Consider the following 12,970-nt stretch of genomic DNA (forward strand, 5'->3'; position numbering starts at 1 on the left):
TCCGGCACTATGAAGAAACTTCAGCGCACTACCATGATCTGCCTTCTGTCGGCCGCCGCGGCGATGACGCACGAGGGAATCAGCCTGGCACAAACCGCGGCCCCAGCGACCGGCGCAAACGCGCCGGCCCGCGATATTTCAATGGCGGTCAGAGAGCAGCAGACCGTCATGCTCGACCACGGCGCGCCGTCGCGCATCGCCATCGGCGATCCGGACGTGGCGGATGTGAAGGTGCTGCCGGCTACCGGCAACCGCGCGGGCGCCGTGCTGCTGTACGGCAAGAAGCCCGGCACCACGCGGCTACAGGTCTGGACGGGCGGCAACGCCGCGCCGCAGGTATGGACCGTGCGCGTCGGCAGCGGCGTGCAGGGCGCACTGGCCAGCCGTGGTTTGGGCGGCGGTGCCAACGTGGACATTGCGGACGGCCACGCGGTCGTGTCAGGCCACGCCGAATCGCCGCTCGGGCAGATCGCCTCGGCCACCATGGCGGCCGCCGCTGTGGGCGGCGACAAGAATGTGGTGGACCTGTCCACCGCCGGCACGGGCGGCGTCGTGCAGGTGGAAGTGAAGGTCGTGGAGGTGTCGCGTTCGGTGATGAAGGCGGCCGGCATCAGCTTCACGGCCAGCAACGGCCCCTGGAGCGGCGGCAGCTCCACCATGCCCGCCAGCCTGGGCGGCGCGCTGGCGTCCGGGTTCTCGCTGTTCTATGACTCCAACAACTTTGCGGCGCGCCTGCGCCTCTTGCAGACCAACGGCATGGCGCGCGTATTGGCCGAACCGACGCTTGTCGCGCTGACAGGCCAGAGCGCCAGCTTCCTGGCGGGCGGCGAGCTGCCGATTCCGCAGGCCGGCGGGCTGGGAACGGTCAACGTGACCTTCAAGCCCTTCGGCATCGGCCTGACCGTCACGCCCACCGTGCTGTCGCGCGACCGCATCGCGCTGAAGGTGGCGCCCGAGGCCAGCGAGCTCGACTACACCAACGGCATCGCCATCAACACCAGCGAAGACACCAGCACCATCATTCCGGCGCTGCGCACACGGCGCGCCGACACGATGGTCGAACTGGGCGATGGCGAAAGCTTCGTGATCAGCGGCCTGGTGTCGCGCCAGACGAAAGCGATGGTCAACAAGGTGCCCATGCTGGGCGACCTGCCCATCATCGGCGCGTTCTTTCGCAGCGTCGATTATTCCCAGGAAGACACCGAACTGGTCATCGTCGTGACGCCGCGCCTGGTGCGCCCGATCGCGCGCGGCGTGGCCCTGCCGCTGCCGGGCGCGCGGCAGGAGCAGACCGACACGGCGTTCAATGCCTGGGGTTATTACCTGACCGGCCCGGCAAGCGGCCAACAGATGCCGGGATTCTCACGGTGACCAATATGAAGACACATGCCAGCGAAGGAGTGGGCCTGCAGAACGGCACGCGGTTCCTGTTTTGTTCTCAGGGCAGTGCGATCGCCGCGCAATTGGGAATGGCGTTGGGTGACCTGGGCGTGCTGACCCAGGAGTCGCCGCGCATCGAGGAACTGGCGCGGCGCCTGACCGAGCTGGCGCCGCAGGTGGTGTTCCTGGATTTCTCACTGAGCGACGACGAACCCGGCAAGCTGTTCAAGTCCGCCGAACTGGCGCGCCTTCTGGCGCGCATCGCGCCAACGCTGCCGCGCGTGGCGGTCGGCTACGTCAGCCAGCCGGAGGGCGCGATCGCCGCGCTGCGTGCGGGCGCGGTTGATTTCGTCGATCCGTCCGTGGCGCCGCAGGAAGTTCGGGAAGTGGTGCTGCGCGTGCTCGACCGGCCGTCGGGCGGGCGCACGGACGGCACGCGCCGCAGCGTCGTGCTGATGGGCGCGCGTCCCGGCGTGGGCACCAGCACCTTGTCCGTCCATCTGGCAGGCATGGTGCAGGACCGCCTGAAGCTGGCGCACAACCAGCGCGCCGCCAAGGCTTCCCAACCGCCGGGCGAGCCGCTGCCGTTGTCCAGCCGCGTGGCGCTGATGGACCTGGGCTGGCCCGTGGGCGATTGCCAGCTGTACCTGAACATCGGCGGCGACTTCGATTTTGCCGAGGCGGCGCGCAATCTGCGCCGCCTCGATTCCACGCTGCTCGGATCGGCGATGGCGCACACGGCCAATGGCCTGAGCGTGCTGTCGCTGCCGCGCGATCTGGGACAGATGCGCGAAGTGTCGCAGTCGGATTCGCTGCTGGTGTTTGAACGCATGCGTCAGCATTTCTCGGTGGTCGTGGCCGACGCGGGCGGCTTCACCAATGCCGAGTTCGTGTCGGGCCTGGCGCGCAACTCGCAGCTGAACTGGATCGTGACCGACCAGAGCGTGGGCGCGCTGGTGTCGCTGGCCGGGCTGTTGCAGGAACTGGAGCAACTACACGTGGACCGCTCCACCCTTGGCCTCATCGTCAACCGCTATGACGAGCGCTACGGCATGACGGCCAAGCAGATTTCTGAGCGCTTCAACCTGGAACTCGTGGGCACGCTGCCGGACCGCACGCTGCCGCTGATGGTGTGCACCAACCGCGGCCATCTGCTGCACGAAGAGGCCGAGCGCGACGTCTACGTGCGCGCGGTGCAGACGCTGGCCGAACGCCTGTGCGCCGAGGAAACCTCGCCCGGCGGGCACGCAAGCTGGCTGGCGACCTGGCTGCCCGGCGTGCATCGCCGCATGGTGATCGGCTGAAGGCCAACAGCGCCTGACGGCGAAACAGACGGACGGTTACGGAATCCGACATGATCATGACAGCGACGATAGAGTTCGGCGGCGACGGCGACAAAGGCTTCTCGGCGTCGGACCGCTACCAGGAAGTGAAGACGGCGGCCTACGAGCATCTGCTGTCCCGCATCGAGGAACTGGGTGCGGAATTTGGCCGGTGGGCGCGATCGGCCATTCAGGAATTCGTGGACATCGAGGTCGCGAGCTTCGTGCGGATGCGCCGGGTCGCGATCAACGAAAGTGAAATGCGCGCCATTGCGGAGGCGCTGACCAAGGAGCTGGCGGGCCTGGGGCCGCTGGAAGACCTGCTCGCGGATCCGGCCGTCGAAGACATCCTGATCAACGGCTACGACAACGTCTTTGTCTCGCGCCGCGGCGTGCTGGCCCGCGAGTCGCTGCGCTTTACCGACAACCAGCATGTGCTGCGCATCGTGCGCCGAATCCTGGCGCCCATCGGCCGCCGGCTGGACGAGTCCAGCCCGATGGTGGATGCGCGCCTGCCCGACGGCGGCCGGCTGAACGTGGTGATCGAGCCGCTGGCGGTGGACGGTCCCATGGTGTCGATCCGCAAGTTCCGGCAGGACCCGCTCAAACCGGCGGACTTGCTGACGCTGGGCACCTTCGACGAAGCGATCTACCGCCTGCTGAACGAGGCCGTGAAGAACCGCTGCAACATCCTGGTGTCCGGCGGCACCAGCTCGGGCAAGACGTCGCTGCTGAACGCGCTGGCGTTCTTCATTCCTGAGAACGAGCGCGTGGTGACGGTGGAGGACACCGCGGAACTGTCGCTCAACCATCCGCACGTGGTGCGGCTGGAATCGCGCCAGGGCGGCTTTGACGGCAGCGGCGCGGTGACCATCCGCGAACTCATCCGCAACAGCCTGCGGATGCGGCCGGACCGTGTGGTGGTGGGCGAAGTGCGCGGCGCCGAGGTCATGGACATGCTGCAGGCCATGAACACCGGCCACGAAGGGTCGATGGCGACCATTCACGCGAACTCGCCGCGCGAATGCCTGTACCGGATCGAGATGCTGGCCGGCTTTGCCGGATTCCAGGGCAGCGAAGACAGCCTGCGGCGCCAGATTGCCAGCGCGCTGGATTTCATTGTGCAGATCGGCCGCCTGTCCAACGGCAAACGCCGCGTGCTGTCGGTTACCGAGATCACCGGCATGGGCGACAACGTCATCTCCACGCAGGAGCTATACCGCCACGACCCGTTTGCGACGCCGGATGGCGAGGAGCGGGATCGGTGGAACTGGCTGGGCATCCATCCCCACACGCCCAAGCTGGCCAAGCTGCGCAACGAGGCGCGCGCCAACGACAACGCGCCGGACGACCGCGATGGCGGGGGTGGCTTCTGGAGCCGGAGGCGCTGATGCAGGACGTGATGGCGCTGTTGAGTCTGGCGGCGGTGCTGGCCGTGGGCGCGGTGCTGCTGTGGCGCCACGCCGACCGCAGCGCGCGCCGGGCCGCCAGTTCCGCGTTCCTGGACAGCCAGTTGGCGCGCGGCCGCGAAGAGACGGCGGGAGACTCGCCCTTTGCCGAGAACGCGCGCGAGTTCCGCAGCGGCCACGCCGGCTGGGACCGTTTGCTGCGGCTGGCCGGCCTGCGGCAAAGCGTCGGCCTTTACCTGCGCATCGCGCTGCCTGTCGTCGCGGGCGGGGCGCTGGCGTGGGCCTTTCTGGGACCGCTGTCGGGCGCTGTGACGTTCCTGCTGCTGGCCGTGTTTGCGTACTTCTTGCTATGGCTGAGGGCCGACAAGCGTCAGCGCCGGATGATTTCACAGTTGCCCGCGTTCCTGGACAACATCGTGCGCCTCTTGACCATCGGCAACAGCATCGCCGCGGCATTCCGCACGGCGGCGGCCGCCACCGATGAGCCGCTGCGAGAAGTGGTGGAGACGGCCGCCAGCCTGAGCAGCTCGAAAGAACTGGACGCGGCGCTGGCGCACGTGTCCCGCATGTACGGGCTGAAGGAGCTGTACATGGTGGCGGCCGTGGTGTCGCTGGCGATGCGCTTTGGCGGGCGCAGCGATCAGGTGCTGGAGCGCATGGCGGCCTTTATGCGCGATGTCGCCCAGGCACGCAATGAGCTGACGGCAAGCTCGGCAGAGGTCCGGCTGTCCGCCTGGATCCTGGCGCTGCTGCCCGTAGGCGTGGCCGGCTTCATCATCGTCGCCAACAACAACCTGTTCATGGGCCTGTGGGAAGACCCGCAGGGCTTCAAGATGCTGCTGACCGCGGTCTGCCTGCAGATCGGCGGCTGCTATTGGCTGTATCGCATGGCCAAGGCCATCTGAGGGGAGGCGGCGCATGGACACCCTCCAATCCTTGAACGCGAACACCGTGCTGGCGATGGCGCTGATGCTGGTGGCGGCGGGTCTGGTGGTGCTGGGGCTGGGCATGGCGCGGCGCCTGCGCAGCCAGGACCGCAGCCGCCAGGTGGTGGATCAGGCGCTGGCGGCGCGGGGAGGCGCAGCGGCATCCGCGGCGCCCAGAGAAGAAAGACGCGGCAGGCTGGCCGCGGCGGCGCGTGTGGCCGATACGTTCGGCAAGCGCCTGAGCGAAGGCCGGCTCGCCGACGCGCTGCTGGCCGCCGAAGACCGCAAGCTGGTCGACATGGCTGGCTACTCCCAGCCCGGCACCGCGCGTTCGCGCTTCGTGCTGGTCAGGTTTGGCCTGGCGCTGCTCTTGCCGGTGGCTGTGATTCTGCTGGACTGGCACAAGCAGGTGCCGCAGATGCCGTTGCGCGCGTTTGTCGCGGGATTCGTGGCGTTTGCCATCGGCTACATGCTGCCCAAGTGGATCGTGCAGCGCCGCCTGGCGCGCCGCCGCCGTCAGGCCGCCGACGAGCTGCCTTTGCTGATCGACCTGTTGCGTCTATTGCAGGGCGTCGGCTTGTCGATCGACCAGAGCCTGCAGGTGCTGGTCAAGGAGTTCGGCCAGGTGCTGCCGGTGCTGGCTTCGGAATTGCGGCTGGCCTCGGAACTGTATGTGCGCGGGCGCACGCGCGAACAATCGCTGGCCCGCATGGCCACGGGTTTTGACAACGACGACCTGTCCGCCATCTGCCGCCTGATCGCGCAGGTGGATCAGCATGGGGGCGCCGTGCAGGAGCCGCTGAACCGCTTCGGCGAGCGCCTGCGGGACAAGCGGCGCCTGGAGCTGAAGGAGAAGGTGGGCAAGACCACGGTCAAGATGACCGGCGTCATGATCGTGACGCTGCTGCCCGCCCTGTTGATCGTGACGGGCGGCGCGGGGTTTATCGCGGTGTTGCGCGGCTTGTCGCGCATGGGAGGGATGTGATGGACGGCAGAATGGAAAACCGGTCGCGCTGGGGGCTTGTGGTTACGGTGCTGGTCATTGGCGCGGGTCTTGCCGGATGCCAGACCAACAAGGCGGAATCCGCCTGGCAACTGATCCAGCAACAGCAGCAGGAGCAGGCGCTGATGCGGCAGCAGGAGGACGAGGCCGAAAGCAAGCGGCGGCCCAAGGAGCCGGAGCTGATGCTGTCCCTGATCGTCGAGGCGCAGCGGCAGGACCGCTACTTCGCGTCGCTGGCGTATATCGATGGCTTTCAGCAGAAGTTCGGCAATGATCCGCGCGTGGCCGTCCTGCGCGCCGAGGCGCTGCGCCAGACCGGCCAGACCGCGTTAAGCGAAGCGGCCTACCGCGCGCTGACCACCACCGATCAGGCGGCCGAGGGCTGGCATGGCCTGGGCCTCATCGCCGGCGGGCGCGGGCAGTTCGACCAGGCGGCGGACTACCTGGGGCGGGCGGCCCGGCAGTCGCCCATGGACGCGCGGATCCTCGGCGACCTGGGCTATGCGCGGCTGCGCGCGGGCGATCCGGCGGGCGCGCGCGTGCCGCTGGGGCAGGCGGCCGAGTTGACGCCCGATAGCGGCAAGGTGCTGGCGAATCTGGCGGTGCTGCTGCTGGTCGAGGGCGATTCGCTGCGCGCGCAGCAGGTGATGGCGCGCGCGCAACTGGGCGAGGAGGCGCGTGGACAGGTGCTGCGCATGGCCACCGAGATTCGTGGCCAGTTGGCGCCGGCGCCAAGCGCGTCTTCCGCGTCGGCCACCCGGGTGTCCAGCGGCGAGCAGGTTGTGCTGCCCAGGATGAGCCCGCTGATGGAAGGGCTGGGCAATGGTCCTATCGTGCGTTAACCCAATGTTCAGGAAATCCGCCATGATCCGTTCCCTTCCGCACGCGCTTTTGATGCTGGCCTGCGCCGCGATGGCGCCTTCTGCGGTACACGCGCAGACGAATGCGCCGTTGACGGGCGGCATGTCCGCCGTGACGGACGCCGCGGCGTCCCCGACCGCCATGCCGGACAGGCCGGTGGTGCAGCAGGTGCAGACGCCGATGCCGGCGGCGCCGACTGCAGCAACGGCGACGACGGCATCGGCCGCCTCTTCGGCCCCCGCCGCGCCGGAGGCCTTCGGCGACGTGACGCGCGGGCTGCTTGCCGCGCAGGCTGACGGACGGCGGGCCGGCAATGCGTTGCCCGTGCTGGGGCCGGTCTCCACGGCCGCGTGGAACCGCTACGTGGAAAGCTTCAAGCAGCCCATTCCCGTGTGGTTCGACCGGAACGTGGAAATCCCCAACGTCCAATAGCTCCCCTCGGCGGGGCGCTCCCGCCGCATGCCCAGACGGAGTCGCAAGCGCATGTCAGCCGGCCATCAACGTTTCCCTCCGCCGCCGCGGCAACGCGGCAGCATGACCGTCGCCGCCGTGTTCGCGGTGCTGGTGGCGGTGGTGTTGCTGGGCGTGCTGCAGTTGGGCTACGGGGCCTACATGAAGCGCGAGATGCAGAAGGCGGCGGATCTGGCCGCGTTGTCGGCGGTGCAGGTCCTGAATCTGGGCGCCAGCGCGGACTGCACGCGCGCCGCCGCCGCAGGCCGCGCATCCGCCCTGGCCAATCTGCCGGACATTCTTGACACGTTCACGGCCGCCGACCTGACGGTGGAGTGCAAGGTGTGGGATCCGGTGCGGTCCGACGCCAGCGGCGTGCACGTGTTCGACGCGGCGGGCGGGCAGGCCTACAACGCGGTGCGGGTGGCGATGCGCAAGCAGCTGGCCAATCTGGTCCCCGGCGTGGACGGCGTCACGGCGTCGGCCGCGGCGGTGGCGACCCGCACGCCGCCGGTGGCCGCCTTCACGGTGGGATCGCGCCTCCTGCGGCTGGAGCGCGGCGGGTTGCTGTCGCAGCTGTTGGCGACGGCGGGTGCTTCGCCGTCGCAACTGGACGTGCTGGATGCCGCGGGGCTGGCCAACGTCAACATCACGCCGGCCGGTCTGCTGGAAGCGCTGGGCCTGCCGCTGTCGGCCGTGGCCGGCGTGGGCACGCCCGAACAATTGGCCGCGCTCAACACCCTGACGCTGGGCCAGTTGCTGAACGCGACGCTCAGCGTCATCGACAAACAGGCAACGGCCACCGCCGACGTGGCGCTGCTGCGCAACGCCATCAACACCGTCCTGGCCGTGATGCCGCTGAATCTGCCGGTGAAACTGCTGGGCGACGGCGGTGTGCTGGATCTGCACGTCGCGGGCGGCGACGCCAGCGCCGCGTTGCAGGCCGAGGTCAACGCGCTCAACGTCCTGGAAACCGCCTTGGTCATCGCCAACGGCAGCAACCTGATCAATTTGGGGCTGAGCGTGCCCTTGCTTGGCCTGGACGCACGTGTTCGCATCGTCGAGCCGCCGTCCGTGGGCGTGGGCGGCGTGGGCACGCAGGCGATCAGCGCCGGGATTCGCGTCTATCTGCGCGTCAACACCACCAACATTCCGCTGGTCGGCCCCTTGCTGGCCAACACCCTGAACACCAAGGTGGACCTGCCCATCATCATCGACGTGGCGCAATCGACGGGCACGCTGCGCAAGCTGTGCGAGGCGCCGCTGCAGGAAAACCAGGCGGTGATCGACGTGACGTCGGCCGCAGCAAGCGTCTGCCTGGGGCGCTTTCCCGGCATGACGTCGGCCACGGACAGCAGCGCCGCAAACTTCCAGTCGCTTACCAATCGCTGCGAACCGAGCGCGTTCACCGCAATCGGCCGCCATCAGGTCCTGAACGTGCTGGGCATCCTGCCGCTCACGGCGCGGGTAACGCTGCCGGTGTTCAGTTCGACGGCGCCCGTTTCGGTCACGCTGACCGAGCCGCCATCGCCCAACGCCACGGCCACCGTCAACGCCACGAACGTAAACCTGTCCAAGCTGGCCGCCAACCTCACGGACGCGCTGATCGGCGGCATCCTGGGCGACCTTTTCAACACCGGCACGCCATTGACCGAAGCGCAGCGCAAGGACCTGGCGACCCAGTTGGTGGGCGGCGACAAGAACAACGCGGGCAAGACGATCTCCAAGGTGGTCAACGACATGCAGTGGTCCAAGACCGCGATGGACCAGTTGAGCGCGCGCTTGACTACCGGCGGCCTGACCGGGGTGCTGGGCGGCACGCTGCAACTGGTGGGCGGCATTCTGAACTCGCTGCTGCTGGCGCCCATCAGCGATGTGACGTGCGCGCTGGCGCTGACGCCGGATGCGATCCGGCAGTGCCGGGTCAACGCGGTCGGCACGCTGGCCCTGAACGGCAGCGGCCAGGTCGGCGGCGTGCTGTCGGTCGTCATGGTGCTGCTGGACCCCTTGCTCAGCTCGCTGTCCGTGGCGCTGCAGCAATTGCTCGATGTGCTGGGCCTGAGCGTGGGCCAGACCGACGTCGCCCTGATATCCGTGGATTGCGGCAAACCCCGCCTGGTGTACTGATGACAACGCTCCTGAATTCCATTTCCTTCCCTCCCGCATGGGCCAAGCGATGAGCGAGAATTTCGCGCGCGAAGATTTTGACGTGTACGTCTGGGAAGGCGCCTCCGACATCGCCAGCCGCGCCGAACGCTGTCTGGCCGGCATGGACGTGTCGCTGATCCGGGCCGACGCCGGCACGGCGTTCCCGCCGCCACGCGACGTGTCGCGGCGCGCGGTGGCGCTGGTGTCCGTGTCCGTGATGGGCGACAAGCGCTTCGGCGGCTACGACTGGCTGGCGGCGCAAGGCATGCCGGTCATCTGGGTGGCGGCGGAGGCGCGAGGGCGCGATCCGCGCTTCTACCCGCCGGAATACTCGTATACGCTGCCGCTGTCCTTTACCAGCGCGGACCTGCGCAAGTTGCTGACGGAATTGCTGGGCACGCTGAACCAGCTGGACCGCGCGGCGCCCCGGCGCGAGCAGCCGCTGATCGCCGTATCCGCGGCCATGCAGGACCTGCTGGCCGAAGCCGGGGTCTACGCGGACTGCCGCAGCAATGTGCTGATCCACGGCGAAACCGGCGTGGGCAAGGAGCGTATCGCGCGCCTGCTGCATGACGAGGCCGCATGGCGCGCGGGGCCGTTCGTGGCGGTCAATTGCGGCGCCATCCCCGAAGGCCTCTTCGAAGCGCATTTCTTTGGCCACGCGAAGGGCGCGTTCACGGGTGCAATCGGTGCGCACAAAGGGTATTTCGAGCAGGCGCACGGCGGCACGCTGTTCCTGGACGAGATCGGCGATCTGCCGCTGTACCAGCAGGTCAAGCTGTTGCGGGTGCTGGAACAGAACACGGTGACGCGGCTGGGTTCAACGGCGGAGGTGCCGGTGGACTTTCGTCTGGTTGCCGCCACCAACAAGGATCTTCGGATGCTGGTGGGGCAGGGCGAATTCCGCGCGGATCTGTATTACCGGCTGGCGGTCATCGAGCTGCGCATTCCCAATCTGGAGCAGCGCGGTCCGCACGAGAAGGCGGCGATCTTTCGCGCCTTGCTGCTGAGCCAGGGCGTGCAGGACGAGCCCCCGCCCTGGCTGCTGGACCGCGTGGCGCGCACGCGTTACGAGGGCAACGTGCGCGAACTGTCCAACGTGGCCGAGCGCGTGGCCATCGTGCGGCGGCAGTTCCAGGCCTGGGACCAGCCGCGCATCGAGCGCATCTTCGATCAATTGGCCGAACCGCTTCGGCTGGCCGGCACGGCGGCTGTGCGATTCGATCCCGCCAGCTTCACCGATGCCGAACGCGCCGAACGCGAACGCGTGCTCGCGGCGCTGGAAGCCAATGGCTGGCGCCGTCAGGACACCGCGCACACGCTCGGCATCAGCCGCAAGGTGCTATGGGAAAAGATGCGCAAGCTGCACTTGGGCGCCGCGCAGAACGAATCGGCCGACGGCCTTGCCGAGACGACTTGAACCCGCAATAGGGAATGGCCCGTACGGGGCCACAGTTTCGAAGCCGAATCAGACGAGCATTGCTCTGTCGGCAGAAATAAATTGATATAGTTCCGCAACCGTTTTTTTGGGGTGAATATGAACGTCCAATTTATCCGTGGCGCCACCCGCGTGGCGTTGTTGGGCTCGGTCCTGACAAGTCTGGCCGCTTGCGCCAGCGCGCAGCCGGAACCGCCCCGGCCCACGGTTAAACAGGTCGAGGACACGCAGGCCGCCTCCACGCCCGTGACACCGCCCGCGCCGCCGCCGGCTGCGCGTCCGGCCTCCACGGTGTCGGAGCTGCAAAGCCTGATCCAGAACCGCCAGGTGTCGGAGCTGCGCACGGCCTACAACGGCACCTACGGCGCCAGCCTGTTGTTCAAGCCCGACGACCTGACGTATTACGTCGCGTTGTTCCAGCAGAAGGACTTCTGGCGCGTGATCAAGACCAAGTCCGACAAGCAGGCCGAAGCCACGTATCGCGCGTTCGTCGCGCAGTCCGCCGAGCTCGCCGAAGTGGACATCAAGCGCATCAAGATGCAGGCCGAAAACGCGCATGCCGAAAAACTGCTGGCCAGCCGCAGCGCCGAACTGAGCGCGCTGCAAGCTGACCGCACCGTGCGGCTGCAGCAGGAAGAGCAGGTCGCGGCGCGTCAGCAGCAATCGCGCGAAGAAGCCACGGCGCTGGCCGGCCAGCAGAAGGACGTGCGCCAGCAACTGCGCGACCTGCAGCGTCAGATCGACGCCTTGCAGGCGCAACAGGCACAGGTCGGCAATCCGGCAGCGCAAACCCGGGCCAAGTAGCACGCCTTCTTGTACTCTGGGAGTTGCACCCCATATAGACGCCATGGCTCTGAAAGTTTTTGACCTCCAGTGCGACCACGACCACATCTTTGAAGGGTGGTTCGGGTCGCACGAAGACTACGACGCGCAGCAAGCGCGCGGCCTTGTCACGTGCCCCGTCTGCGGGTCGGCCACCATCACCAAGCGCCTGTCCGCTCCCCGTTTGAATGTCGCCCACCTGCACGCGCCCGCGGCCCAGCCGCTCGTGCCGGCCGGCGCGTCCGACGCGGAAAAGATGGCGGCCCTGCAGGCCGCCGTCATGCGCCAGGTTCGCGCGCTGGTGCGCAGCACCGAAAACGTCGGCCCCCGCTTCGCCGAAGAAGCGCGCCGCATCCACGAAGGCGACGCCGACGACCGCCCCATCCGCGGCACCGCCACGGTGGAAGAACGCGAAGCCCTGGCCGAGGACGGCATCGAAGTCATGGCGGTCCCGGATTTTCTGGACGACGAACGGCTGCAATAGGGCGTTGGGGTGTCTTGACCCCTTGCCACACCCTGCCAAAGTACCCTCCGCCGAAAAAAAAGCCAGACCGAAAATGGTGTGGCTTTTTTGCGCTGGGCCGGATCAGTTGTTGACGCGGCTGCGGTATTCGTTGGTGCGGGTGTCGATTTCGATCTTGTCGCCAATGGCGCAGAACAGCGGCACGTTCAGTTCGTAGCCGGTGTTGATCTTGGCCGGCTTGGTCACCTTGCCCGAGGTATCGCCACGGACGGCGGGTTCGGTGTAGGTGATTTCGCGCACGAGCGTGGTGGGCAGTTCAACCGAGATGGCGCGGCCGTCGTAGAAGACCACTTCCACGGGCATCGCTTCTTCCAGGTAGTTGAGCGCGTCGCCCATGCTTTCGGCTTCGATTTCGTACTGGTTGTACTCTTCGTCCATGAAGACGTACATCGGGTCGCCGAAGTAGGAATACGTGCATTCCTTGCGATCCAGTTGAACGACTTCGAACTTTTCGTCGGCCTTGTAAACCGATTCGCTGGCCGAGGCGGTCAAGAGGTTCTTGAACTTCAGCTTGACCACGGCGGCGTTACGGCCAGACTTGTTGTATTCGGCCTTCTGGACCACGAGGGGATCCTTGCCGACCATGACCACGTTTCCGACTCGCAATTCCTGAGCGGTTTTCATCGATAAAACTCCGGGGGTGATGGGTGCACTCGCCGTCGCTTGCATAAGCCGCGTGAGGCTTTGC

Annotated in this window: 12 protein-coding genes; 11 read left to right on the forward strand and 1 reads right to left on the reverse strand. The window is 67.3% G+C overall.

Annotated features, from left to right (window positions below):
* Positions 1 to 9: 9 nt before the first annotated feature.
* The 11 genes from MHZ91_RS08020 to MHZ91_RS08070 all read left to right on the forward strand — a co-directional run bounded on the left by MHZ91_RS08020 (position 10) and on the right by MHZ91_RS08070 (position 12,243).
* Complete coding sequence (locus MHZ91_RS08020; protein ID WP_175138059.1) at positions 10 to 1,371, forward strand: pilus assembly protein N-terminal domain-containing protein; 1,362 nt, start codon at positions 10 to 12, stop codon at positions 1,369 to 1,371.
* Entirely contained in the window at positions 1,368 to 2,684 is a 1,317-nt protein-coding gene (locus MHZ91_RS08025; RefSeq protein ID WP_175123677.1) for a pilus assembly protein CpaE, read from the forward strand. Before MHZ91_RS08020 ends, MHZ91_RS08025 begins: the two co-directional genes overlap by 4 nt.
* 50 nt (positions 2,685 to 2,734) lie before the next feature.
* Positions 2,735 to 4,093, forward strand: coding sequence for a CpaF family protein (locus MHZ91_RS08030; protein WP_175123676.1), 1,359 nt, complete (start codon positions 2,735 to 2,737; stop codon positions 4,091 to 4,093).
* Entirely contained in the window at positions 4,093 to 5,016 is a 924-nt protein-coding gene (locus tag MHZ91_RS08035) for a type II secretion system F family protein (protein ID WP_239213199.1), read from the forward strand. The genes MHZ91_RS08030 and MHZ91_RS08035 overlap by 1 nt, the downstream gene beginning before the upstream one ends.
* 13 nt (positions 5,017 to 5,029) lie before the next feature.
* Positions 5,030 to 6,022, forward strand: coding sequence for a type II secretion system F family protein (locus MHZ91_RS08040; protein WP_239213200.1), 993 nt, complete (start codon positions 5,030 to 5,032; stop codon positions 6,020 to 6,022).
* A gap of 11 nt (positions 6,023 to 6,033) precedes the next feature.
* Positions 6,034 to 6,882, forward strand: coding sequence for a tetratricopeptide repeat protein (locus MHZ91_RS08045; protein ID WP_370647794.1), 849 nt, complete (start codon positions 6,034 to 6,036; stop codon positions 6,880 to 6,882).
* Positions 6,883 to 6,904: 22 nt separating this feature from the next.
* Entirely contained in the window at positions 6,905 to 7,333 is a 429-nt protein-coding gene (locus MHZ91_RS08050) for a DUF3613 domain-containing protein (RefSeq protein WP_239213202.1), read from the forward strand.
* 102 nt (positions 7,334 to 7,435) lie between these two features.
* Entirely contained in the window at positions 7,436 to 9,478 is a 2,043-nt protein-coding gene (locus MHZ91_RS08055; RefSeq protein ID WP_239213203.1) for a TadG family pilus assembly protein, read from the forward strand.
* 49 nt (positions 9,479 to 9,527) lie between these two features.
* On the forward strand, positions 9,528 to 10,919 hold the full coding sequence (locus MHZ91_RS08060) for a sigma 54-interacting transcriptional regulator (protein WP_175123671.1): 1,392 nt from the start codon (positions 9,528 to 9,530) through the stop codon (positions 10,917 to 10,919).
* A 117-nt stretch (positions 10,920 to 11,036) separates the two neighbouring features.
* A complete protein-coding gene (locus MHZ91_RS08065; RefSeq protein WP_175123670.1) occupies positions 11,037 to 11,741 on the forward strand; it encodes a DUF2968 domain-containing protein in 705 nt (234 codons plus the stop codon).
* A gap of 43 nt (positions 11,742 to 11,784) precedes the next feature.
* Positions 11,785 to 12,243, forward strand: a complete 459-nt coding sequence (locus tag MHZ91_RS08070; RefSeq protein ID WP_175123669.1) for a DUF1178 family protein — start codon at positions 11,785 to 11,787, stop codon at positions 12,241 to 12,243.
* A gap of 102 nt (positions 12,244 to 12,345) precedes the next feature.
* Here MHZ91_RS08070 and efp read toward each other — a convergent pair whose 3' ends face one another.
* Positions 12,346 to 12,906 carry an elongation factor P gene (gene efp, locus MHZ91_RS08075; RefSeq protein WP_006225610.1) on the reverse strand — a complete coding sequence of 187 codons (561 nt, stop codon included), beginning with the start codon at positions 12,904 to 12,906 and terminating at the stop codon, positions 12,346 to 12,348.
* Between the last annotated feature and the right edge of the window lie 64 nt (positions 12,907 to 12,970).

This window comes from Achromobacter sp. ACRQX (assembly GCF_022346505.1).
GTDB lineage: Bacteria > Pseudomonadota > Gammaproteobacteria > Burkholderiales > Burkholderiaceae_B > Achromobacter > Achromobacter animicus.